The sequence below is a fragment of the Streptomyces sp. NPDC054956 genome (assembly GCF_053609185.1).
Genome location: NZ_JBSGXB010000314.1, coordinates 1 through 8,639, shown reverse-complemented (window position 1 = coordinate 8,639; position 8,639 = coordinate 1). Strand labels below are relative to the sequence as shown.

The 8,639-nt window shown below is 71.1% G+C and carries 7 protein-coding genes; 1 reads left to right on the top strand and 6 read right to left on the bottom strand.

Annotated elements, in window-relative coordinates; all coding sequences use genetic code 11:
- Positions 1–104: 104 nt before the first annotated feature.
- The 6 genes from ACWGDE_RS32460 to ACWGDE_RS32435 form a co-directional block, all read right to left on the bottom strand.
- Entirely contained in the window at positions 105–1,370 is a 1,266-nt protein-coding gene (locus tag ACWGDE_RS32460; protein ID WP_453392623.1) for a 6-phospho-beta-glucosidase, read from the bottom strand.
- 5 nt (positions 1,371–1,375) lie between these two features.
- Positions 1,376–2,290: a carbohydrate ABC transporter permease gene (locus ACWGDE_RS32455; RefSeq protein WP_453392622.1), complete on the bottom strand. Its 915-nt coding sequence runs from the start codon at positions 2,288–2,290 to the stop codon at positions 1,376–1,378.
- Between the two features lie 5 nt (positions 2,291–2,295).
- Entirely contained in the window at positions 2,296–3,255 is a 960-nt protein-coding gene (locus ACWGDE_RS32450; RefSeq protein ID WP_453392621.1) for a carbohydrate ABC transporter permease, read from the bottom strand.
- Positions 3,256–3,261: 6 nt separating this feature from the next.
- Positions 3,262–4,596 (bottom strand): ABC transporter substrate-binding protein, encoded by a 1,335-nt coding sequence (locus tag ACWGDE_RS32445; protein ID WP_453392620.1) that lies wholly within the window; start codon positions 4,594–4,596, stop codon positions 3,262–3,264.
- Positions 4,597–4,828: 232 nt separating this feature from the next.
- A complete protein-coding gene (locus ACWGDE_RS32440) occupies positions 4,829–6,076 on the bottom strand; it encodes an ROK family transcriptional regulator (protein ID WP_453392619.1) in 1,248 nt (415 codons plus the stop codon).
- A 217-nt stretch (positions 6,077–6,293) separates the two neighbouring features.
- On the bottom strand, positions 6,294–7,406 hold the full coding sequence (locus ACWGDE_RS32435) for a mechanosensitive ion channel family protein (protein ID WP_453392618.1): 1,113 nt from the start codon (positions 7,404–7,406) through the stop codon (positions 6,294–6,296).
- A gap of 261 nt (positions 7,407–7,667) precedes the next feature.
- Here ACWGDE_RS32435 and ACWGDE_RS32430 point away from each other — a divergent pair, with 261 nt between their 5' ends.
- Positions 7,668–8,216, top strand: a complete 549-nt coding sequence (locus ACWGDE_RS32430) for an HNH endonuclease (RefSeq protein WP_453392617.1) — start codon at positions 7,668–7,670, stop codon at positions 8,214–8,216.
- Positions 8,217–8,639 lie beyond the last annotated feature (423 nt).

Sequence of the window (8,639 nt, the reverse complement as noted above, 5' to 3'; positions counted from 1 at the left end):
TCCGAGGACCGTGCCGTCCGCGGCGATCAGCGCCACGTCCGTCTTGCTGTTGCCCGCGTCCACGGCGAGGACCGCCGCGGCCGCCGGCGGGGGAACGGGCCGGCTCACGCCCATGCCAGGTGCTCCTTGTTGTGCGCGATGAGCCGGTCCGTCAGCCCCTCGGCGAGGTCGAACTGTCCTACGAGCGGGTGCGCCAGCAGGGCCTTGAAGACGCGCTCGCGGCCGCCGCGCAGGGCCGCGTCCAGCGCGAGGTCCTCGTACGCCGTCACGTGTCCGACGAGCCCCGCGAAGAGCGGGTCCAGCCGGGGCACGGTCAGCGGCGCCGGTCCGGAGCGGTCCACCCGGGCCTGTACCTCGATGACGGCGTCGTCGGGGAGGAACGGCAGGGTCCCGTTGTTGAGCGTGTTGACCACCTGCAGGGAGCTGCCGCCGTCGCCCAGCAGGGCGGCGGCCAGGTCCACGGCGGCCTCCGAGTAGAAGGCCCCGCCCCGCTTGGCGAGCAGTTCCGGCTTCTCGTCGAGCGCCGGGTCCCCGTACAGGCCGAGCAGTTCCTGCTCCATCGCGGCGACCTCGGCGGCCCGCGAGGGCTTGGTCCCGAGCTCCCGGACCACCTCGTCGTGCGCGTAGAAGTAGCGCAGGTAGTACGAGGGCACCACGCCGAGCCGGTCCAGTACGGCGCGCGGCAGGCGCAGGTCCCCGGCGATGGCCTCGCCGTGCGCGGCCAGCAGGTGCGGCAGCAGGTTCTCGCCCTCCGGGCCGCCCTTGCGCACCCCCAGTTCCCAGGTGAGGTGGTTGAGGCCCACGTGGTCGAGGTGGATGTCGGCCGGCGTCAGGTCGAGCATCGCCGCGAACCTGCGCTGGAAGCCGATGGCGACGTTGCACAGCCCGACGGCCTTGTGCCCGGCCTGGAGCAGCGCGCGGGTGACGATCCCGACCGGGTTGGTGAAGTCGATGATCCACGCGTCCGGGTTGGCGCGCCGGACCCGCTCGGCGATGTCGAGGACCACCGGCACCGTGCGCAGTGCCTTGGCGAGACCGCCCGCGCCGGTGGTCTCCTGGCCGACGCAGCCGCACTCCAGCGGCCAGGTCTCGTCCTGGAGCCGGGCCGCCTGGCCGCCGATGCGCAGTTGCAGCAGGACCGCGTCGGCGTCGGCGACGCCCGCGTCGAGGTCGGAGGTGGTGGTGATCAGGCCCGGGTGCCCCTGCTTGGCGAAGATCCGCCGGGCCAGGCCGCCGATCAGCTCCAGCCGGTCGGCGGCCGGGTCGATCAGCACCAGCTCGCCGATGGGCAGGGTGTCGCGCAGTCGCGCGAACCCGTCGATCAGCTCGGGCGTGTAGGTGGAACCGCCGCCCACCACTGCGAGTTTCATCGTTACTAGCCTTTCACTCCGGTCAGGGTGACGCCCTCGACGAATGCCTTCTGGGCGAAGAAGAACAGGACGATCACCGGTGCCATGACCAGCACGGTCGCCGCCATGGTCAGGTTCCAGTTGGTGTGGTGGGCGCCCTTGAAGGACTCCAGTCCGTAACTGAGCGTCCAGGACGCCGGGTTGTCGGACGCGTAGATCTGCGGGCCGAAGTAGTCGTTCCACGCCGCGAAGAACTGGAACAGCGCGACGGCGGCGATACCGGGCTTGGCCATCGGAATCACCACGCGCACGAGGGTGCGGAACTCGCCGCAGCCGTCGACCTTCGCGGCGTCCAGGTACTCGTCGGGGATGGTCAGCAGGAACTGGCGCAGCAGGAAGATGGAGAAGGCGTCGCCGAAGGCCATCGGGATGATCAGCGGCCACAGGGTGCCCGACAGGTCCAGCTGCTTGGCCCAGAACAGGTACATCGGGATGACGACCACCTGAGGCGGCAGCATCATCATGGAGATCACCAGCAGCAGCGACAGCCGCCGGCCGCGGAAGCGGAACTTGGCGAGCGCGTAGGCGACGGGCACCGAGGAGACCACGGTGAGCAGGGTGCCGAGGCCCGCGTACAGCAGGGTGTTGCGCCACCAGATCAGGAAGCCGGGGGTGTCCCACACCTTGGCGTAGTTGCCCCAGGCCCACTCGTGCGGCCACAGGTCGCGGGTCAGTGCCTGCTGGTCGCTCATCACGGAGGTCAGGAAGAGGAAGACGAAGGGCAGGACGAAGAAGAGCGCCGCGGCGACGCCGAGGGAGTGCACGGCGACCCAGTGCAGGGCGGCCCGGCGGCGCGCGGTGCGCGCGGCCCGTGCGGAATCCGACGTCCCGGACTCGGCGGGGCGCCGGGTCCGCTCCGTGCGGGTGAGGGTCTGGCTCATGGTCCTCAGTCACCTGCCTCGATCAGGCCGCCGCGCCGCCGCATCAGCAGCGCGGTGAAGGCCATGGAGAGGGCGAACAGCACGAGGGCGACCACGCAGGCGGTGCCGTAGTCGAAGCGCTGGAAGCCGGCGTTGTAGATGACCTGGGGGAGGGTCAGCGTGGACTTCTCGGGGTACCCGGGCTCGAACTGCGAGCCCGAGCCGGCGATCACGCCGGAGGCCACCTTCCCCGCCACCAGGGGCTGCGTGTAGTACTGCATCGCCTGGATGACCCCGGTGACCACCGCGAACAGGATGATCGGCGAGATGTTCGGCAGGGTGATGTGGCGGAACCGCTGCAGGGGCCCGGCCCCGTCCAGCTCGGCGGCCTCGTACTGCTCGCGCGGTACGTCGAGCAGCGCGGCCATGAAGATGACCATGAGGTCGCCGACCCCCCACACCGCGAGTGCGGTCAGCGCCGGCTTGGACCAGTCGGCGTCCGTGAACCAGGCCGGTGCGGGCAGTCCGACCGCGTCGAGCAGGGTGTTCACCGGTCCGGTGCCGGGGTTGAGCAGGAAGACGAAGGCCAGGGTCGCGGCCACCGGAGGGGCCAGGTAGGGCAGGTAGAACAGGGTGCGGAAGACGCCCGTACCCAGCTTGATCCTGGTGATGAGCAGGCCGACGCCGAGACCGAAGACGACCCGGCAGGCGACCATCACCACGACCAGCCACAGGGTGTTGCGCATGGCCGGCCAGAACATCGGATAGTCGCCGAAGACGTACGACCAGTTGTCCAGCCCGTTGAAGACGGGCGGGCGGAAGCCGTCGTACTTGGTGAAGGAGAAGTAGACGGTGGAGGCGAGCGGGTAGGCGAAGAAGACGCCGAACCCGATCAGCCAGGGCGACATGAACGCCGCCGTGCGCAGCGCCGACTTGCGGCGCCTGGCCCGCAGTTCGGGCGAAGGGGGGATCGCGGTCGCGGTCATCGCAGGCTACTTCGCCTTCGCGATGTCCGTGTCGATCTGCTGGTCGGTCTTGGCGAGACCGGCCGGGATGTCCGTGACGTCGCCCTTCTCGACCGCGTACGCGAAGTCCGTGAAGGTCAGCTGGTAGGTGCCGCCGTCGACCTGCGCCGGGGTGGTGTTCGACTTCGCGTGCTTGGCGATGTCGATGAAGGTCTTGAACTCCGGGGTCACCTGCAGCTTGGGGGAGTCCAGCGCGGCCAGCGTGGAGGGCACGTTGTGGATGGCGTTGGCGAAGTCCACGACCGCGTCGGTGTCGGTGGTCATGTACTTCGTGAGCTCCCAGGCGGCGTTCTGCTTGGTGCTCTTCGAGGAGATGCCCATGATCGTGCCGGCCAGGTAGCCCTTGCCGTACTCGCCGATCTGGTCGTCCGGGACGGGCATCGGAGCGGTCCCGATCTCGAACTTGACCCCGGCCTCCTTCGCCATCGCCGCCCGCCACTCGCCGTCGATCTGCATGGCCACCAGGCCCTGGTGGAAGGGGTGCTCGGCGCTCCACTCGTCGCCGAACGTGGTGCGGAACTTCTCCAGCTTCTCGTAGCCGCCGAGCTTGCCGACCAGGTCCTTCTGCGCCGTCAGCATCTTCGCGAAGGCGGGGTCCTTGGCCAGGTTGGACTTGCCGTCGGCGCCGAAGTACGTCGGGTTCCACAGGGCGGCCAGGCGCTGGGGGGCGGTCTCGTAGCCGTGGAAGGTGGGCATGATGCCGAGCTGCTCGTACGAATCGTCCTTGGCGATCGTGAGCTTCTGCGCGACCTCGACGAACTGGCTCCAGGTCTTGGGCGGTTCGCTGATCCCGGCGGCGGTGAAGGCGGTCTTGTTGTAGACGAGGCCGTACGCGTCGTTCAGCAGCGGCAGCGTGCACTGGTTGCCGTTGAACTGGGTGTACTCCATCAGGGTCTTGGGGAAGACCTTCGTCTTGTCGACCCCGGACTTCTTCAGGAAGGGGTTCAGGTCCGCGAAGGCGCCCGTGTTGCAGAACTTGCCGACGCTGTCGGTGGTGAAGGAGGCGACCACGTCGGGGGCCTTGTCCCCGCCCGCCCGCAGCGCCTGGTTGACCTTGTCGTCCGTCATGTTGCCCGTGACGTTGACCTTGATGTTCGGGTGCGCCTTCTGGAACCGCGCGATGTTCTCCTCGATGGCCTTGACCTCGCTGGGGGCGGACCAGCCGTGCCAGAAGTTGAGGGTGACTTCCTTGTTCGGGTCGTCCGAGGCGGTGTTGGACGACGAGCCCGTACACGCGGTGGCGAGTACGGATATCGAGGCGACGGCAAGGGCTGCGGCGGTCAGGCGGCGGGTTCTGGGCATGACGGAGTCACTCTCTGCGCGGGGGGACTTCCTGAGGGGTGTTGCGGGTGGGGCGTACGGGGCTTCGCGCGTTACGGGGCTGCGCGCGGGCGGGGGGTGCGGCCGGTGCGGAAGGTGCGGAGGTGGGAGGTGCGGAGGTGGGAGGTGCGGAAGGTGCGGAGGTGGGAGGTGCGGAGGTGGGAGGTGCGGAGGTGGGAGGTGCGGAAGGTGCGGTCGTCGGGGATGTCGCGGTTCAGCGGCGCGAGGTGTCGAAGACCTCGTCGCGGGTGGCGGCGAGGGCGCGCTCCAGCGCCCCGCGCAGCACGGGCCGTTCCCGCACCTCACCGGTGACCAGCAGGGGCCGGGACGGGGCGAGGTCGGCGAGCTCGGCTTCGAGGAGTTCGCGCAGCGGTTCCCCGCCCGCGATGGTCAGCGCGCCGGACAGGACCACGATCTCCGGGTCCAGGACGGCGACCAGCGAGGCGAGACCGGTGGCGAGCGCGGTGGCGTACTCCCGCAGGAGCTCCAGGTTGGCGCCCTCGGGCTCGGCGGCGGCCTGGGCCAGCAGCGCGGTCGCCGCTTCGACCATCGCCCCGGACTCGGCGCCGTGCACGGACCCGAGGGCCGATCCGGCGGCGGCGTCCGGCGGCGGCGCCTGGATGCCGAGGCGGGCGGCCATCCCGGGCAGCACCTGTACGCCGGCCAGCTCCTGGTAGCCGCCGGAGTTGACCCGGGTGACCTGGCGGACCAGCGGGTGGCCGGCCACCGGCAGGAAGCCGATCTCCCCGGCGCCGCCGGTCCAGCCGCGGTGCAGCCGGCCGCCGAGCACCAGGGCCGCGCCGAGGCCCTCCTCGTTCCAGAGCAGGACGAAGTCCTCGTGACCGCGGGCGGCGCCGAGGGTCTGCTCGGCCACGGCGGCGAGGTTCACGTCGTTCTCGTACTCGACCGGCATCGGCAGGGCGGCCGCCAGCTCCTCGAGGAGCGTGGGGGACTGCCAGCCCGCGAGGTGGTCGGCGTACCGCAGCACCCCTGTGCGGGGGTCGAAGGAACCGGGGGTCGCGATGACCACCCGGTGGATGTCGCCGAGGTGCAGCCCGGCGTCCTTGACGGCCTCGCCGAGGGCGCGGGTGACCTGCGCGACCGGCCCGGTGCCCTCCGCGTACGGGAGTTCGTGGCTGCCGATCACCTCGCCGGTGAGGTCGGCGACGGAGGCGAGGACGCGGCCCGGGGTGACGTCGAGTCCGGCGACGTGCGCGGCCTGCGCGTTGACCGCGTAGAGCTGCGCGTTGGGACCGGGGCGGCCGGTGGCGGTGCCGGTGGCGACGACCAGCCCCGCGGCCTCCAGGCGGGCCAGCAACTGCGAGGCGGTGGGCTTGGAGAGCCCGGTGAGGTGCCCGATCCTGGTCCGGGACAGAGGACCGTGCGTCAGCAGGAGCTCGAGCGCGGCCCGGTCGTTGAGGGCGCGCAACAGGCTGGGCGTACCGGGGGTGGCGGCGGGCATGTGGTGTTTTCTCCCTCACCGAGGTGAACTGTTAGGTAAGTTTCCTATCGCTGTGTGAGTCGTGTCAATGGCGACGCCCATACCGTCATCCGGCCGCCACACATGCCACCGCCCCCGCAGGCGGACCTGCGGGGGCGGCGGTGCACTCGTGGGGCGCCTGCGACGGGCTGCGAGCCGGTGCGGACGGGCGCCGGTGAGTGCGGGCGGTACGGAGGTGCTACTTGCTGATGCGCGGGCCGGCGCCCGGACCACCCGAGCCCGGGCCGGCGGCGGCCGGCGGCGGGATCGGCACGGTCGCCAGGGACTGCGGGGAGGCCGGGTTCGCCAGCGCCGAAGGCGGGGAGACGGCGGCCGCCGGATCCGGCGCGTCCTCCGCCGCTTCGGCCGCCGCGACGCCGCCGATGATCCCGATGCCCGCGAGGTCGAAGGCCTCCTTGATCCGCCAGCGCAGTTCGCGCTCCACGGCGAACTGCTGGCCCGGCATCGTCTTCGCCGACACCTTCACCGTCATCGAGGCCAGCAGCACCTCGTCCAGGCCCAGCACCTCCACCGGACCCCACAGCCGCTCGTCCCACGGGGACTCCTTGGCGATGGTGTCGGCGATGCCCTGCACCACCTCGCGGATGCGCGACAGGCTCTCGGTCGGCTTGACCTGCACGGCCACGCCCGCCGTCGCCCAGCCCTGGCTGAGGTTGCCGATCCGCTTGATCTCGCCGTTGCGGACGTACCAGATCTCACCGTTCTCGCCGCGCAGCTTCGTGACGCGCAGGCCCACCTCGACGACCTCGCCCGAGGCCACGCCCGCGTCGATCTTGTCGCCCACGCCGTACTGGTCCTCGAGGATCATGAAGACGCCGGAGAGGAAGTCCGTGACCAGGTTCCGGGCACCGAAACCGATCGCCACACCGGCCACACCGGCGCTCGCGAGCAGCGGGCCCAGGTTGATGTCGAGCGCGCCGAGCACCATCAGGCCGGCCGTGCCGAGGATCAGGAACGAGGCCACCGAACGCAGCACCGAACCGATCGCCTCGGAGCGCTGGCGGCGCCGCTCGGCGTTCACCAGCAGCCCGCCCAGGGCCGTGCCCTCGACGGCCTCCGCACCGCGGTTCATCCGCGTTATCAGCTTGGTCAGCGACTTGCGGACCACGGAACGCAGCGCGAAGGCGATCACCACGATGAGCAGGATCCGCAGGCCCAGGTACAGCCATCCGGCCCAGTTCTCCTCGATGAAACTGGCCGCGTTGGTCACGCTCTCGTGCGTTTCTCTGATCGTTTCGGACGCGTCCGGGGTGTCGGCTGCGAGCGGGAGCAGGGCGGCAGGCCAGGGCACGGCGGGAACCTCCAGATGTAGCGTCCTGCCCGCGGAAGGGTGGGTGCGGGCAGACCATCCACCCTAACGGGGCACTCGACCTAGCTTGTTGCCGTGTTCGAGGGAGAGACCAGACTCACGCGGGGATGAAGCGGGTGTGGTCGAAAACACCTCGGACCCGTTACGGGCGCGTGGTGGCGCTTCGACCAGCCGTAAGGGGAGACTGGAAAGCAGATCGTCCCGGCGCGAGCCACGCGCCGCCGGCGTACAAGGAGGCAGTCCGTGCCGCACGTCCTGGTCCTCAACGCGTCGTACGAGCCCCTCGGCGTCGTACCGCTCCGTCGCGCGCTCGTCCTCGTCCTGGAGAACAAAGCGATCTCCCTGGAAGAATCCGGCGCCTTTCTGCACAGCGCGACAAGGGCCGTCCCCGCTCCCAGCGTGGTTCGGCTCAAGCGCTTCGTGCGGGTCCCCTACCGGGGGCCCGTTCCACTCACCCGCCGCGCGCTGTTCGCCCGGGACGGCGGCCGCTGCATGTACTGCGGGGCCGTCGCCACCAGCGTCGACCACGTCATCCCGCGCAGCCGGGGCGGGCAGCACGCCTGGGACAACGTCGTCGCCGCGTGCCGCCGCTGCAACCACGTCAAGGCCGACCGGCACCTCGTCGACCTCGGCTGGCGCCTGCGGCACCAGCCGGCTCCGCCGTCCGGGCTGGCCTGGCGGATCATCGGGACGGGGCACCGGGATCCCTGCTGGATGCCGTACCTCCAGGCGTACGGCGCGGAGGACGCGCTGGACCGCATCGGCATCCCGGCGACGGCCGTGGCGTCCTAACTCTTGACGCACGGCTCGGCCCCGGGGGACCTCCCCGGCTCCGCCCCACTGCGCCGGACTCCGCCCCCGGAGCCGGGGCCCGTGCGGCCGCCCCGCCTGTGCCGTTCCCTTGGCCGGGGCCAGAGCCTAAGCCCGGGCCCAGGTCAGGTCAGGTCCGGGCCCAGGCCAGGTCCGGGGTCCGGGCCAGGTCCGGGGGCCGAGCCAGGTCCGGGCCCGGGCCCGGGCCAGGCCTTGGCCAGCTCCGGGTCCGGGGGACGCTGCGGCTGTGCCGCTGCGCGGGGCTGGTCCCCTACCCGCCCTTCCCCCGTTCCCCGGGCCGACCCGGACCCGCGCCTCAAACGCCGGCGGGGCTGGATTTTCCAGTCCCTCGGCGTGCAGGTGCGGGCCGACGCGGGCCAAAATCAGCCCCGCCGGCGTTTGAGG

Coding starts and splice junctions, on each gene's coding strand:
- ACWGDE_RS32450 (WP_453392621.1), bottom strand. CDS start 3,255: ATGACCGCGACCGCGATCCCCCCTTCGCCCGAACTGCGGGCCAGGCGC.
- ACWGDE_RS32445 (WP_453392620.1), bottom strand. CDS start 4,596: ATGCCCAGAACCCGCCGCCTGACCGCCGCAGCCCTTGCCGTCGCCTCG.
- ACWGDE_RS32455 (WP_453392622.1), bottom strand. CDS start 2,290: ATGAGCCAGACCCTCACCCGCACGGAGCGGACCCGGCGCCCCGCCGAG.
- ACWGDE_RS32440 (WP_453392619.1), bottom strand. CDS start 6,076: ATGCCCGCCGCCACCCCCGGTACGCCCAGCCTGTTGCGCGCCCTCAAC.
- ACWGDE_RS32460 (WP_453392623.1), bottom strand. CDS start 1,370: ATGAAACTCGCAGTGGTGGGCGGCGGTTCCACCTACACGCCCGAGCTG.